A 13,331-nucleotide genomic window follows, 5' to 3' on the forward strand; every position below is an offset into this window, starting at 1 on the left:
GAAATGGGCGGTACGGGGCGATGGTTGTTAGCGGAGCATGTCAGTTGCGCCAGCCCGGCGTGCGCTTTTCGAGGAACGACGCCACGCCTTCGCGGCCCTCTGCGCCGGCCCGCGTTTTCGCAATCCGCACGGCGGTGTCCTCGATCAGCGCGTCGCTCAACTCGCGGCCCGCGATGTCCTGCACGAGCCGCTTGCAGGCGCGCACCGCTTGCGGGCCGTTCGCGCACAGCGTCTGCGCGAGCTGCGCGACCGTTGCATCGAGCTGCTCGGCGCTCACCGCTTCGCTGACCAATCCCAGCCGCAACGCGGTCGCGCAGTCGAACGCCTCGGCGGTGAGGAAGTAGCGCCGCGACGCCTGCTCGCCGAGCGCACGAATCACGTATGGCGCGATCGTCGCGGGAATCAGCCCGAGCCGCGCCTCGGACAGGCAGAAGTGCGCGCTGTCGACCGCGACGACGATGTCGCACGCGGCAATCAGGCCCATGCCGCCCGCGTATGCGTCGCCGCTCACGCGCGCGATCACCGGCTTGTTGCAGCGATACACCGCCGACAGCATGCCGGCGAGCCGCATCGCATCGGCGCGGTTCTCGTCGTCCGAGTAGCCGGCCATTTTCTTCATCCAGTTCAGGTCGGCGCCCGCGCAGAACGCCTTGCCGTTCGCGGCGAGCACGACCGCGCGCACGTCGTCGCGCGTGTCGAGCGCGGTGAATGCGGCAGTCAGCTCGGCGATCATCGTTTCGTTGAACGCGTTGCGCACGTCCGGACGATTGAGCGTGACCGTCGCGATCTGGCCGGCAAACTCGACCTTCAGCGTTTCGTATTGCATGCGTAGCACTCCTTCGCCTTGCGTCGTCGCGTCGCGGCGCCGCGGGCCATCACATTCTGAACACGCCGAAACGCGTGTCTTCGATCGGCGCGTTCATCGCCGCCGACAAAGCCAGCCCAAGCACGTCGCGAGTTTGCGCGGGGTCGATCACGCCGTCGTCCCACAACCGCGCGCTCGCGTAGTACGGATGGCCCTGACGCTCGTATTGCTCGCGGATTGGCTGCTTGAACGCCTCTTCTTCCTCCGCGCTCCAGTTGCCGCCCTTCGCTTCGATGCCATCGCGCTTGACGGTGGCGAGCACCGACGCGGCCTGCTCGCCGCCCATCACCGAGATGCGCGCGTTCGGCCACATCCACAGGAAGCGCGGCGAATACGCGCGGCCGCACATGCCGTAGTTGCCCGCGCCGAACGAGCCGCCGATGATCACCGTGAACTTCGGCACCTTCGCGGTCGCGACCGCGGTGACCATCTTCGCGCCGTTTCTCGCGATGCCTTCGTTTTCGTACTTGCGGCCGACCATGAAGCCCGTGATGTTCTGCAGGAACACGAGCGGAATCTTGCGCTGGCAGCACAGCTCGATGAAGTGCGTACCCTTCAGCGCCGACTCGGAAAACAGAATGCCGTTGTTCGCGACGATGCCGACCGGATGCCCCCAGATATGCGCGAAGCCGGTGACGAGTGTGGTGCCGTAGCGCGCCTTGAATTCGTCGAACGCGGAATCGTCGACGATACGCGCGATCACTTCGCGGATATCGAACGGCTTGCGCGTGTCGACCGGAATCACGCCGTAGATGCTCTGGGTGTCGTAGCGCGGCGGCTTCGGCTCCTGCAATACGAGCGGCGCCGGCTTCACGCGGTTCAGATGGCCGACGATGCTGCGCGCGATACCGAGCGCATGCGCATCGTTCTGCGCAAGATGATCGACGACGCCCGACAGACGCGTATGCACGTCGCCGCCGCCGAGATCTTCGGCGCTGACCACTTCGCCGGTCGCGGCTTTGACGAGCGGTGGGCCGCCGAGAAAAATCGTCCCCTGGTTCTTGACGATGATCGACTCGTCGCTCATCGCCGGCACATACGCGCCGCCCGCGGTGCACGAGCCCATCACGACCGCGATCTGCGGAATGCCCGCGGCCGACAGATTCGCCTGGTTGTAGAAGATGCGGCCGAAGTGATCGCGATCGGGAAACACGTCGTCCTGATTCGGCAGATTCGCGCCACCCGAGTCGACGAGGTACACGCACGGCAAGCGGTTTTCGCTGGCGATTTCCTGCGCGCGCACGTGCTTCTTCACGGTGACCGGATAGTAGGTGCCGCCCTTCACGGTCGCGTCGTTGCAGACGATCACGCACTCCTGTCCCGCGATCCGGCCGATGCCGGTGATCACGCCGGCGCCCGGCGCGTCGTCGTTGTACATGCCGTACGCGGCGAGTTGCGACAGTTCGAGAAACGGCGTGCCCGGATCGAGCAGTTGCGCGATCCGCTCGCGCGGCAGCAGCTTGCCGCGGCTCGTGTGCTTGTCGCGCGCGGCCTGGCCGCCGCCCTGCGCGAGTTGCTCGATCTTCGCGCGCAGATCGGCGACGAGCGCTTCGAGCGCCGCCGCGTTCGCGCGAAAGTCGTCCGAGCGTGGGTTCAGTTTCGATTCGATGATCGGCATGACGTCGCTTCTCCAAAGTGCGGCGTATTGAGGGGGTTCACGCGCGCTTGTATCACAGCGTTTCGGCAAACAGCTCCCGGCCGATCAGCATGCGACGAATTTCGCTCGTGCCCGCGCCAATTTCATAGAGCTTCGCATCGCGCCACAGACGACCGACCGGATACTCGTTGATATAGCCATTGCCGCCGAGAATCTGGATCGCCTCGCCAGCCATCCAGGTCGCCTTTTCGGCCGTGTACAGAATCACGCCCGCGCAGTCCTTGCGGACCTGGCGCACATGGTCGTTGCCGAGCGTGTCGAGTTGGCGGCCCACCGCGTACAGATATGCGCGGCATGCCTGCAGCGTCGTGTACAGATCGGCGACCTTGCCCTGGATCAGCTGGAATTCGCCGATCGACTGGCCGAACTGCTTGCGGTCGTGGATATACGGCACGACCGCGTCCATCACCGCGACCATGATGCCGGTCGGGCCGCCCGCGAGCACCGCGCGTTCGTAGTCGAGACCGCTCATCAGCACGTTGACGCCGCCGTTCAATGCCCCAAGGATATTTTCCTCCGGCACTTCGACGTCCTGGAACACCAGCTCGCCGGTGTGCGAGCCGCGCATGCCGAGCTTGTCGAGCTTCTGCGCGACCGAGAAACCCTTCATGCCCTTCTCGACGATGAACGCGGTGATGCCGCGCGAATTCGCTTCGGGATCGGTCTTTGCATAGACGACCAGGGTGTCGCAGTCGGGGCCGTTGGTGATCCACATCTTGGTGCCGTTCAGCACGTAACGATCGCCCTTCTTCTGGGCGCGCAGCTTCATGCTGACCACGTCCGAGCCCGCGTTCGGCTCGCTCATCGCGAGCGCGCCGACGTGCTCGCCCGACACGAGCTTCGGCAGATACTTGCGCTTCTGCGCGTCGGTGCCGTTGCGATGAATCTGGTTCACGCACAGGTTCGAATGCGCGCCATACGAGAGGCCGACCGAGGCCGAGGCGCGCGAGATTTCCTCCATCGCGACCATGTGCGCGGTGTAGCCCATGTTCGCGCCGCCGTACTCTTCGGAGACCGTCATGCCGAGCACGCCGAGGTCGCCGAACTTGCGCCACAGGTCCATGGGGAACTGATCGGTGCGATCGATTTCCCCGGCGCGCGGCGCGATTTCTTTGGCGGCGAACGACGCAATGCTGTCGCGCAGCATTGCGATCTCTTCGCCGAGCGGGAACTGCAAACCGGGCAGATTGGGCATTGCGGTGTCTCCTGAGTTCGTGGGCGGCCGCTGGTGGAGCGCGAAGCGGCACGCGAAAGCATGTCAACGCGCATTTCACGCCAGATTGACGTATGCGTCAATAGGTATTTCTGAGTGTTACTCAGAAATCTACAAACCCGCATTAGCTGGCCGATTCGGTGCTACGATCGCGCTCATCGGGCACAGACGCAGCGTTCAAACGCCAGCTCGAGCCCCAATCCGCACCAAAAATCTGAATTTTACTCATATGACGGTTGCCGAGAAGGCCGGATTACCTGTCTCGCGTCGCCAGCCGGCCGGGCGCAAGTCGCAGCAGCGCGTGAAGGAGATTCTTCAAGCGGGGCGCGACGTGTTCTCCGAAAAGGGCTACGAACGCGCGACGACCGCGGAAATCGCGCAGCGCCTGGGCGTTTCCGAGGCGACGGTGTTCAGCTACTTTCGCGGCAAGCGCGAGTTGTGCGCTCGTGTCATCGGCGATTGGTACGACGAGATCATTGACGCGATCGAAGCGGGCCTGCCGCGCGACGGCAACGTGCGCCAGCAGTTCGCGTTCATCGTGCGCATGCATCTGCGGCTGATGCTCGTGAATGGCACCGATCTGTGCGCGCTGGTGCTGTCCGAAGGGCGCGCGCGGCATCACGAACTGAGCGAAGCGCTGACCGAACTGCAGCGCCGCTACACCGCGCCGTTGATGCGCGTGCTCGCGCAAGGCCAGCAAAGCGGCGAGATTCGCTCCGACATGCCGCTGCGCCTGTTGCGCTCGATGGTGTTCGGCCCGATGGAGCATGTGCTGTGGGACGCAACGCTGACGAACCGGCAGATCGATATCGACGCCACCGCCGATCAGTTGATCGACGTGCTGTGGATCGCGCTGACGCCGCCCGACCTCGCGCTCGGCGCGTTGCAGCGCTTTCGCGTGGAAGTGGCCGCAGCGAGCCGTCGTTTCGACGAAGCCAGCGCCGCGGCCGGCGAAGGCAAGGCCGAGGCCCCCGGCCGCCCGGCAAGCGCCGCGCGCCGCGAGAAAAGCGGCTAATCTACGAGCTTTCCCGCCGCAGCCCGAAGGAGAGCCCAAGTGCCCGCAGCGACAAGCGCGAAGGAAAGCAACAAGCGAAGCGAGAAGTCTGGCGAAGAACGCGGCGACAAACCGCAAGCCGCAAAGAAAGCGCCAACGAAAAAATCAACCGAAACGTCGTCCAGATCCACGTCCGCCGCACGCATTCGCATCGGCATCGGCGGCTGGACCTATGCGCCGTGGCGCGGGCCGTTTTATCCGGAAGACCTGACGCAAAGCCGCGAACTCGAATATGCGAGCCGGCATCTGACGTCGATCGAGATCAACGGCACTCATATGGATTGATTTCCGGCAGCATCCGCCACCGTCCGGTCAGTCTTTTTTTAATATATTCAATCAGCTACCTTCCTATAGCGTCCATTTTTGGCCGATAACATCCACTTTGAAACGGGTAGCTAGTTGGGTGGCTTGAAACACGTGTGGGTAGCTATAATGGGCAAGTCCACCAGAGGAGCTACGACATGCCCAAACAGCTTCACGTTCTGGACGATATCCAACTCCGCGCCTGGATAAGCAGAGGTGAGCCGGTTGCCAAATCGGACGGTGACGGCCTCACGTTTACGCTGTCAAAGACCGGGACCGCGAGTTGGATTCTTCGCTACCGTCTCGGCGGCAACACCCGGCGCGAGTTGACGCTTGGCAACTACCCGGACATGTCCCTCGCCGCGGCACGCAAGCTCGCCCGGCAGCACCGGGTCAAGATCGATGGCGGCGGCGACCCGGCGCGCGAGAAGCGCATCAAGAAGGCGCGAGCTGCCGCGGACTGGACCTCAATCTGCTGATCGACGACTATCAAGAAAAGATCATGCCCTCGCTGGCCGAGGGGAGCGCCGGCGCTCGCAAGCGACACTTCAAGAAGAGGATCCGCCCCCACCCTTGGCCCCCTGTCCGTGTCCGTCGTGACTGCTGCGGATATCGTGCTCATGATCGAACGCGTCAGCAGTTGGTCGATGGCAGAACAGATCCTGTGCTCGGTGTCGCGCCTCTTTTATCACGCGGTCGGCCGACGCCTCATCAACGCGAACCCCTGTGCTGGCATTTCGCTCGAGGCCATCATGGGAGCCACGCCTCCTCCGAGAAAACGCGTGATGCTAACAGCTGAGGAACTGCACGACATCCTGTCTAAGATAGACCATGCAGCGGGTCGAAGGTACGGTTTGATGTTTCGCTGCCTGCTCGGGACGTGCGTCCGGACCGCCGAGTTGGTTAAGTCGAAAAAGGACGACTTTGACCTCGACAAAGGGACGTGGTGGGTCGTACCGGAAAACGTCAAGACGCGCCACGGAATGCTGATCCCTCTCAGTCCGGCCCTGACCGAATGGGTTCAAGAGTTGATGGAGATGTCAGGGGACTCGGAATACCTGCTGCCAGGGATGTACACGCGCGAGGGGAGTCATATGAGCGTGACCACCCTGTGGGACGTCTTGTCGGGGCTTCAAGACGATCACGTGTTCAACACGCGCTACTTCACGCCACACGACACCCGCAGCACCGCGAAAGGTCACATGCGCAACCTCGGAGTGTCAAACGAGATTAGCGAACTGGCATTGAACCATAAACGCCGGGGCATCGAAGGAATCTACGACGTGCGCGTAGAGGTTCCGGAACTGCGCGTCGCGCTGCAGTTGTGGTCCGACTATCTAGTGCGTTGCGAGCGAGGGATAACGAACGTCGTGCCGATCACTTCGGCGCGAGCGTGAAATGCTTGCTGGGTCAGGAAAAGCAAAGGAACGCAAGCATCGGTCATCTGATGCTCACATTCTTGGCATGCCCCACTCAATTAACAACCACCTGCTGCAAATCCAACGTTGGGCCTCGCTCGGGTCCCATTGCGGCTGAGGTTGACCCGATTCGACGGATAGATCTGCAGTTGAGTTTAATGCGGTGTGGCACCTCCCGATAAGATCAAATCGCGGGTTGTCCACGGCCGGGCGGCGGGTCGCCTGTCACGACCACGACGCTGCCCGGCGGTGGGCAACCCGCGCGACGATAAGCTTTGATTTTGCGCATGCAGGTTTTCGAATTCGAGCGGCGAACAGTAGCCGATGCTGCTGTGGAGGCGGCGTATGTTGTACCAGCTCTCCAGAAACGAGAACAGACGCCGCCTTGCCTGTTCGTGGGTCGCGAAGTGTTCGCGACAGAGCAGTTCGGCTTCGAGCGTGCCGAAGAATGACTCGCACATCGCGTTGTCATAAGCGTCGCCGGTGGTCCCCATCGACGGTTGTACGCCGGCTTCTCGGCAGCGCCGCCCGAAGGCAATGGAGGTGTATTGACAGCCTTGATCGGAATGTAGAATCACACCGTCATGGCGTCGCTGCTGCAACGCCATGTCAAACGCCCGCAACATCAGTTCGGTGTACAGATGGTTGGACATCGCCCAGCCGACGACGCGACGGCTGAATACATCCAGCACAACCGCCAGATAGAGGAATCCTTCACCCGTGGGTACATAGGTCGCGTCTGCGACCCACAGCACGTTTGTCGCCTCGGCACTGAAGTGCCGGCGCACCAGATCAGGCGCACGCCGGGCGCCTGCGCGTGGCCGTGTGGTGCGCGGCCAGCGCCGCCGGCTTGCCCCGCACAGACCCGCCATACGCATGAGGCACGCCACCCGCTTGCGCCCCACGTGTATGCCTTCGCGCGCGAGTTGCGCATGAATACGCGGTGCCCCATACGTGCCGCGCGAGCTTGCATGGAGCGTGCGGATATGCGCGAGCAGTTGCGCATCGCTACGCGTGCGCATCGCGGGCTCCCGCACCAGCCATGTGTAATAGCCGCTCGTCGAGACGCCGAGCAGCCGTGCCATCATCGCGATGGGCCAGCGGGCCCGGTTCGCTTTCATGAATCCGTACCGCCCTTCGGTGGAATGGATCCCGTCTCCCTCGCGAACCAGGCTGCCGCGTGAGAGAGTATGTCGCGCTCCATCTTCAGTTGCCGGACTTCGCGACGCAACCGTGTGAGCTCCAGCCGTTCGGCTGTGGTCAGACCGTCATGCCGCACGCCTGTGTCGCGATCAGCCTGCGCCACCCAGTTGTAGATGGTCTGTGCAGTCGGCTCGAACTCCTTTTCCAGTTCCTCCGGCCTGCGTCCGGCCTTCACCAGCCCGACCATTTGCGCCCGAAATTCCGCCGGGTACGGGGTACGATGCTTGCCCATAATCGGCACCTCCTTCTCCAAAGGATAGATGTCCGTTTTTCTGGGTCAACTTCAGATCGTCACCGTGACCTGATCGGGTTTGGGATCGAGCTCGGCCAGCATGTGGCGCGTGTCGTCGCTCAGCCACTTGGCCGCGGCACCTTCGGTCTCAGGCGCGAAGCTGATCGAGCCGCCCACCTGGATGACCATCTCGGGTACGCGGGCGCGCACACCGGCGATTAGCTCGTTGAACTTCGACAGGCGCTTGCTGCCCTTGCCGTCGAGTTCGCGAACATGCAGGTGCAGCACGGTAGCGCCGGCGTTATAGCAATCCACAGCCTTCTGGATCTGCTGCTCCATCGTGACCGGGATGTCCTCAGGGAAGTCGGACGGCAGCCATCCTGGGGCATAGGGCGCGGCCGTGATGATCAGGGGTTGCTGGTTTTCAGGGTAAAGGGAACCGTCGAGAAAGTTCATGTCATGTTTCCAAAGGCAGGTCGGGAGTAAGGAAAGAAACAACCAGCGCGAGGCCAGTGGCGTGGAGAGAATTTTCTGACGCCGTATCCAAAGGTGCTTGGCACACGGCGCCACGGCGTCTCCTTGACCGTCCCCCCCAACTCAGACCGCAGCGCCGGTGCCCAGGGTGCCGGTGAGGGCTGGCGCCACATCCAGCTTCACGTCGGAGATACCGGCCGCATCCGAGTCATAACTGCGCATTGCGATGACAAAAAGCACCGCGGCCAATATGCTGAAGAGAGGAATGACGGTCAGTGCCCACTGCAAACCCCATTGGTCAGACAGGACACCCGCCAGGAACGGACCCACCGCCAGTCCAAGCACGTTTTGAAACAGGGAAAGTACGGCCGCGCCGGTCGAGCGCACACCTGGGTGAATGACGTCCATGGCAACACCGGCAACCAAACCGACGGTGCAGTTCATGAAGAAACCGCCAAGCAGGATCAGCTTGAACTGTGCATTCCCCGTGTATGAGCCGCCAAACGCCACCACGAGAATCACCGATGTGATCAGGCACAACACGGACAGCGCGGACAGTTTGTTGCGCGGTGTGCGAAGTGCCAGGCGGCCCACCACGATGCCCCAGAACGTGCAGCCAAACGCGCTGACCAACACCACCGCCGCGGCCGACTTGGCTGCAGCCTCCGGGGCCATGCCGTGGAAACGGTTCAGGTAGCTGGGCAGCCACGACCACATGGCTGACACCGTAATCAGTTGTGCCGCCGCTCCAACGCAAACCCATAGCAGCGTTCGCGTGCGCGCCATCGCGACAAAGATGTGCTTGAGCGTCCCGCCCAGAGACCGGGTCGCCTGGTTCAAGCCTGGCGTCAGTGCCACCGTCTTGTAGTCGCGCACGAAGAGATAAAGCAGTGCCAGCACGAGCCCAGGTACACCGACCACACCAAAGGCGGCCTTCCAGCCCCACCTCGCCGCGATCATGCCCCCCAACACCACACCGAGTACTGAACCCAGCGATGGAGCAGCGTAGAAGATGCCGAGCGCGGCGCTCCGCAAGCGCTTGGGAAACAGTGTCGAGATAAGGGCTACTCCTACCGAGCCATAGCCGGTTTCACCCACCCCCACCATCGCACGCGCCGCAAACAATTGACTGTAGTTGGTCGTGAACATGCACGAGATCGTGGCAAGGCTCCAGGTGATAGCCATCACCACGATGCTCTTTACACGGCCCATGCGGTCTGCCACCAGCGCTACCGGCAATCCCCCCACCCCCACCACGATGGAAATGATGGAAACCAGGGAACCCAGCTGTTTGTCACTCAGGTTCCATTCGCTCTTGATGTGGGGAAATAGCGAGACGATCACCTGCCGGTCGATAAAATCGAAAAACATGAGCGCGAAGGTCATCGCAAAGGCAAACCAGGCCTGCCGCCTGCTCGTCAGGTAGTCGTCGTTGTTGCCGCCCTCAGGGTCATCGGGTATCACGTGCATGCTTGTCTCCTAACATTTTTGAAATACCGGCCACGGTCCTGACTTCGCGCGCATCAACCCATCACGAAGCGCTGCCCGTCATCGACCGAAAGCGTCGCGCCCGTCATGAAATCGTTCCCCGGCGATGCAAGCAGCAACAACGCACCGTCGAGCGCTTCGGGCGTGCCGAGCCGTCGGCGCGGCAGTCCTTCAACAATCTTCTTGCCGGCCAGCGTCTGAAACAGTGCACGATTGATGTCGGTCTCGATGAAGCCCGGATTGATCGCGTTGACATTGATGCCGTAAGACGCCCATTCGTGAGCCATCGATCGGGTCAGATGCTCGAGCGCCGCCTTGCTCGCGCTATAGATCGACAGATTCGGCGAGTGCGTTTGCGCAGCGAGCGAACAGATGTTGATGATGCGTCCGGGCAGCGCGCTGGCGACCAGCCGTCGCGCGAACGCCGTTGCCGTGAGAAGCGCGGCCTTCGTATTGACGCCAAACACGCGGTCGAACATTTGCGCGTCGACATCGATCAACGCGGCGCGACCGCCCGCTCCAGCATTGTTGACGAGCGCCCAGAGCGGCGCCATGGTTCGCTGGATTTCGTCGAACACGAGAGCAACCGCCTCCTGGTCCGTGACATCGACCGGAAAGTGGCGCGCTACGCCGCCATCCCGCACGATCATGTCTTCTGTCTCGCTCAACGGATCGGCCCGCCTGCCCAGCAGCGCGACCTGCGCGCCGGCTGCGGCTAGCGTGCGCGCCGCCTGGCGGCCCAGGCCTGACCCTGCACCCGTGACGACGACCGTCAGATCTGACAGGTCGAAGTATCGGGCGACAACACTCCTATTCATCGAACTCATGGTTATCCTCAGTTTGGCGTTATGTGCCGTGCCAGGTGCGAGCGCAAGATCTCGCCACCCGTGCCCCTGCGCTGACTTACTGCGAGAAGCTCGAGAGATCCTTCGGTTCGATGCCGTCCTTGTGGCAATGATCAAGATAGCGGCGCATCGCAGTGCGCCAGTTTTCTGTCGCGGCCAAGTTGCCCTTTCCGTCGAGATAAAGCAGCTCGCCAGAGACGACATTGAACGTGACAACTTCACTGTCCGACACGGCAATGGGCGTATGACTCGTGGCGGCAGTCTCGTAGACCACGCTCCCTTCCCTTGCGACCCAATCGTGCTCCAGATACTTCCAGCTACCCCGAACCGTATAGACAATCACGGTGCTGGTGTGGTGATGCGTCGCGAGTTTCGCGCCCGGCGGTATCTTTAACAGGCTGATCGTTTCGCCGCGGACCGGATCGATCTTGAAGTACTTGATTTGCACGTCGTCCGAATACGGCGCGTAAGGCATCCAGGGAAGGTCTTCATCATTGCGACAACCGGTATCGATGGTTTCAAACAACATGTCGCGCATTCCTCATAGAAAATCCCACGCCTTCGATGCGTGGCTCGGGCACTGTCGTCTTCAAATCCCGCAGGCCCGTCCCTTTTTTCCCCGCCAGTGGCACGTGGCGATCGTTCGGTCATGAGAGTTCGCGAATGAACTCTTCGGCCCGCGGCCACTCGCCATGGCCCGAGGCCGGATTCAGATGCCCGACCTCGCCGAGTTCGACGAAGCGACTGCCCCACGCCTGCGCGAACTCGCTGGCGCGATCGAGACGCGTCAGAGGATCGTTGCAGCCGGCCGCAACGATGCTCGGAAACGGCAATCTGCCGCGCGGTATCGGCAGCCAGCCATGCTCTTTCAGTACGTCGATTGCCGGGTAGCCTGCCGGCATGGGCGTCTCGAGATCCGCGGGTGCCGCAAGCAGTGCGCCGCGTACCTCGCGTGTCGCACCCCGGGCCACCCAATGGGCGACCATCATCGCGCCGGCGCTGTGCGCCACGATGATCACGGGCCCCTCGATGGTGGCCAGAGCGCGGTCGATCGCGTCGACGCGGGCCGCGCAGCTCAGCTTGTCGTGCTCAAGCGGGGCGACGCTGCATGCAGGGGGCAACTTCGCGGCCAACAGGGTCTGCCAGTGGTCCGGCACATGCTCACGCAGGCCAGGGACGATGAGAACGGTTGGCGTCATAGAGTTCATGTCGATCATTCAGTAAGGCCTGTCACCGATGAGGGTGATGCGTTCCATCTTGCGGTGGCACGGCGGTTAGTCCATCACTGCGCAGTGCTGGGTTGAGCGGTTGCCCCGGAACGCAACGGTGTCTTTCTTCCAACGAAAACGCGCGTGACGTAGTGTGGGTGTGGCGTGACGTAGTGTGGGTGTGACGGGTTTCCCCCGCTTGACATTACATGACAGGGACTTACCATTCTGTGCCAGTCTTCTATTCAGATCTCAGATGTCGTCACTTGTCCGCGCTGCGAGCCTCACCAACTACAGCGAGGTCGCTCGTGCCGCCGGACTGGACCCGGTGCGGATGCTCCTTGACGCGGGGTTAAGCCCGGGCGTACTGCGCGAGCCGGACCTCATGATTCCGGTCGAGCGTGTCGGGCAACTGCTGCATGCCTCTGCAACCATGTCGGGCAACGAGAGTTTCGGACTGTGCATGGCCGAGTCGCGCCGGTTGTCCAATCTTGGGGCGGTAGGATTGCTGATCCGCGACCAGGCGACGCTGCGCGACTCGCTTGACATGCTGATGCGCTATCAGTCCTTGCTCAACGATGCACTTTCGCTGGCGGTCGAGGAATGCGGTGAACTGGTCATCATTCGCGAAGCGGTCATTGCGGGCAATGCGCATCAGCCGACGCGCCAAAGGGTCGAACTGGCGCTAGGTGTCATGGTGCGGTTGATACGCCAGCTCCTCAAGGCCGACTGGCAACCGCGGCGGGTGTGCTTCGAACATCCGGCGCCGCACGACACGAGTACACACCAACGGTTTTTTGGCGGTTGCGTCGAGTTCAACTATGACTTCAACTGCATCATCTGCGCGAAGGGCGATCTCGACGCACGCAACCCGTCAGCCGATCCCGCGATGGTGCGCTACGCGCAGCAGTTGCTAGACGCGTCTGTCGCGTCGAAGCAGGCGACCGTGCTTGAGGACGTGCGGCGCACGATCTTGCTGCTGTTACCCAGTGGACGCTGCGGCATCGAACAGGTGGCCGAGCACCTCGGCGTGGTGTGCCGCACAGTCCAGCGCCGGCTGGCGGAACAGGGGCAGAGCTTCTCGTCGATCGTCAACGACGTCCGCAAGGAACTCAGCACGCGTCATGTCATCGAGAGCGATCGTCCGTTGACCGAGGTGGCGACCCTACTCGGTTTTTCCGCGCCGAGCGCATTCTCCCGCTGGTATCACACGCAATTCGGTTGCAGCGCCAAGGAGAGCCGGGCGGCGCGCGGCGCAGTGCACGGACAGACAGCACCTGCGCCGGCGAGAAGGGCATAACCCTTTACTAAGCCATGTGTATCGCCGAGGACGGCTGATCCAGCGCGTGAAGGAACCGGGGGTGCTGTAGC

11 protein-coding genes and 3 pseudogenes are annotated in these 13,331 nt (G+C 62.5%); 5 read left to right on the forward strand and 9 right to left on the reverse strand.

Annotated elements, in window-relative coordinates:
* Positions 1-40: 40 nt before the first annotated feature.
* The 3 genes from OKW39_RS31200 to OKW39_RS31210 are packed head-to-tail and all read right to left on the reverse strand — an operon-like array spanning position 41 to position 3,717.
* Entirely contained in the window at positions 41-826 is a 786-nt protein-coding gene (locus OKW39_RS31200) for an enoyl-CoA hydratase/isomerase family protein (protein WP_429564420.1), read from the reverse strand.
* Between the two features lie 49 nt (positions 827-875).
* Positions 876-2,483, reverse strand: coding sequence for a carboxyl transferase domain-containing protein (locus tag OKW39_RS31205; protein ID WP_090806672.1), 1,608 nt, complete (start codon positions 2,481-2,483; stop codon positions 876-878).
* A gap of 52 nt (positions 2,484-2,535) precedes the next feature.
* Positions 2,536-3,717, reverse strand: coding sequence for an isovaleryl-CoA dehydrogenase (locus OKW39_RS31210; protein ID WP_429564421.1), 1,182 nt, complete (start codon positions 3,715-3,717; stop codon positions 2,536-2,538).
* A 247-nt stretch (positions 3,718-3,964) separates the two neighbouring features.
* Here OKW39_RS31210 and OKW39_RS31215 point away from each other — a divergent pair, with 247 nt between their 5' ends.
* From OKW39_RS31215 to OKW39_RS31230, 4 genes and pseudogenes are all read left to right on the forward strand, one after another.
* Positions 3,965-4,750, forward strand: coding sequence for a TetR/AcrR family transcriptional regulator (locus OKW39_RS31215; RefSeq protein WP_429564422.1), 786 nt, complete (start codon positions 3,965-3,967; stop codon positions 4,748-4,750).
* 39 nt (positions 4,751-4,789) lie between these two features.
* Positions 4,790-5,062 (forward strand): annotated as a pseudogene (locus tag OKW39_RS31220) (DUF72 domain-containing protein); the annotation flags it as partial.
* Positions 5,063-5,250: 188 nt separating this feature from the next.
* Complete coding sequence (locus OKW39_RS31225; protein ID WP_244145138.1) at positions 5,251-5,571, forward strand: Arm DNA-binding domain-containing protein; 321 nt, start codon at positions 5,251-5,253, stop codon at positions 5,569-5,571.
* Positions 5,572-5,712: 141 nt separating this feature from the next.
* Positions 5,713-6,489 carry a tyrosine-type recombinase/integrase gene (locus OKW39_RS31230; RefSeq protein WP_429564423.1) on the forward strand — a complete coding sequence of 259 codons (777 nt, stop codon included), beginning with the start codon at positions 5,713-5,715 and terminating at the stop codon, positions 6,487-6,489.
* A 308-nt stretch (positions 6,490-6,797) separates the two neighbouring features.
* Here OKW39_RS31230 and OKW39_RS31235 read toward each other — a convergent pair.
* The 6 genes and pseudogenes from OKW39_RS31235 to OKW39_RS31260 form a co-directional block, all read right to left on the reverse strand.
* A pseudogene (locus tag OKW39_RS31235) lies at positions 6,798-7,945 on the reverse strand (IS3 family transposase); the annotation flags it as partial.
* Between the two features lie 54 nt (positions 7,946-7,999).
* Positions 8,000-8,401: pseudogene (locus OKW39_RS31240) on the reverse strand (3-keto-5-aminohexanoate cleavage protein); the annotation flags it as partial.
* Positions 8,402-8,542: 141 nt separating this feature from the next.
* Complete coding sequence (locus OKW39_RS31245; RefSeq protein ID WP_429564424.1) at positions 8,543-9,889, reverse strand: MFS transporter; 1,347 nt, start codon at positions 9,887-9,889, stop codon at positions 8,543-8,545.
* A gap of 53 nt (positions 9,890-9,942) precedes the next feature.
* Entirely contained in the window at positions 9,943-10,734 is a 792-nt protein-coding gene (locus tag OKW39_RS31250; protein WP_429364022.1) for an SDR family NAD(P)-dependent oxidoreductase, read from the reverse strand.
* A gap of 76 nt (positions 10,735-10,810) precedes the next feature.
* Positions 10,811-11,281 carry a 2,4'-dihydroxyacetophenone dioxygenase family protein gene (locus OKW39_RS31255; protein ID WP_429364024.1) on the reverse strand — a complete coding sequence of 157 codons (471 nt, stop codon included), beginning with the start codon at positions 11,279-11,281 and terminating at the stop codon, positions 10,811-10,813.
* A 118-nt stretch (positions 11,282-11,399) separates the two neighbouring features.
* Positions 11,400-11,960, reverse strand: coding sequence for an RBBP9/YdeN family alpha/beta hydrolase (locus OKW39_RS31260; protein WP_090810162.1), 561 nt, complete (start codon positions 11,958-11,960; stop codon positions 11,400-11,402).
* A gap of 256 nt (positions 11,961-12,216) precedes the next feature.
* On the opposite strand from OKW39_RS31260, the gene OKW39_RS31265 reads away from it, so the two are divergent.
* Positions 12,217-13,260: an AraC family transcriptional regulator gene (locus tag OKW39_RS31265; protein ID WP_429565466.1), complete on the forward strand. Its 1,044-nt coding sequence runs from the start codon at positions 12,217-12,219 to the stop codon at positions 13,258-13,260.
* Positions 13,261-13,331: the final 71 nt, after the last annotated feature.

The organism is Paraburkholderia sp. MM6662-R1 (assembly GCF_050436245.1).
In the GTDB taxonomy this organism is placed as follows: Bacteria; Pseudomonadota; Gammaproteobacteria; order Burkholderiales; family Burkholderiaceae; genus Paraburkholderia; species Paraburkholderia tuberum.